The 1066-nt window shown below is 45.1% G+C and carries 2 protein-coding genes and 1 pseudogene; 1 reads left to right on the forward strand and 2 read right to left on the reverse strand.

All coding sequences use genetic code 11. The annotated features are described in order from the left end of the window. The coding region (gene trmD, locus F6K49_RS52385) for a tRNA (guanosine(37)-N1)-methyltransferase TrmD (RefSeq protein ID WP_293110985.1) at positions 1 to 588 on the forward strand (588 nt) is incomplete at its 5' end. On the opposite strand, the gene F6K49_RS52390 is transcribed toward trmD, so the two are convergent. Both F6K49_RS52390 and F6K49_RS52395 read right to left on the reverse strand, forming a co-directional pair. Continuing rightward, positions 496 to 738, reverse strand: coding sequence for a hypothetical protein (locus F6K49_RS52390; RefSeq protein ID WP_293110987.1), 243 nt, complete (start codon positions 736 to 738; stop codon positions 496 to 498). The two genes, trmD and F6K49_RS52390, sit on opposite strands and share 93 nt — an antisense overlap. Positions 739 to 771: 33 nt before the next feature. Then, positions 772 to 1066, reverse strand: a pseudogene (locus tag F6K49_RS52395) (solute carrier family 23 protein); the annotation flags it as partial.

Genomic DNA, 1066 nt, shown 5'->3' on the forward strand with positions numbered 1-1066 from the left:
GCCGAAGTGCATCTGATCAACCCCCGAGACTTTGCTACTGACAAGCATCGACGAGTTGATGATGAACCCTACGGTGGTGGGGTGGGAATGTTGATGAAACCAGAGCCGATTTTTGCGGCTGTAGAGTCTTTACCCATTTTACCCCACCGTGATGTCATCTTAATGACTCCCCAGGGGCAACCGATGAAACAGCAATTGTTCAAAGAATTGGCCACAGGTTATGATCAGCTGGTGATAATTTGTGGACACTACGAAGGTGTGGATGAGCGGGTATTACATTTAGTCACCCGAGAGGTATCACTGGGGGATTTTGTCTTAACCTGTGGAGAAATCCCAGCCCTAGCCATGATTAATGGTGTCACCCGGTTGCTACCAGGAACAGTAGGCAAAGCCGAATCCCTTAAATTAGAAAGCTTTGAAGCCGGGTTACTGGACTATCCTCAGTACACCAGACCTGCTGAGTTTCGGGGATGGAAGGTTCCAGAAGTTCTGTTATCAGGACATCATGGGGAAATTGAGCGCTGGCGTAAAGAGCAGCAAATTCAGAGAACCAAAGAACGCCGTCCTGATTTGTTTGACACTCTCTAAATAGCAAAGGGAACAGGGAGTAGGGAATGTAGAATGTAGAATGTAGAATGTAGAATTTAGAATTGGGAATCGGGAATCGGGAATTGGGAATCGGGAATCGGGAATCGGGAATCGGGAATCGGGAATCGGGAATCGGGCATGGCTTGTCAAATGAAAATGGTATATAAAAAGAGATTGTCAAGCTCATACTAAGGAAAACTTTAAGATAAATACTGTTGCTAAAATCCACATGGCAATAGTCGTTTCGTGAACTTTACCTTGAAAAGCTTTTAACAGAGGAAAGGTAATTAAACCGACAGCTAAGCCATCAGCAATGGAGTAACTTAAAGGCATGATCAAGATGGTGAGAAATGAGGGAATTGACTCGGCTGGATCGTCCCAATGGATTTTTCTAACACTTCCGATCATCAACACTCCAACCATGACTAATGCTGGTGCTGTGGCAAAGCTGGGAATGGCAGATAGAAAGGGAATGAAA

The organism is Moorena sp. SIO3I6 (assembly GCF_010672095.1).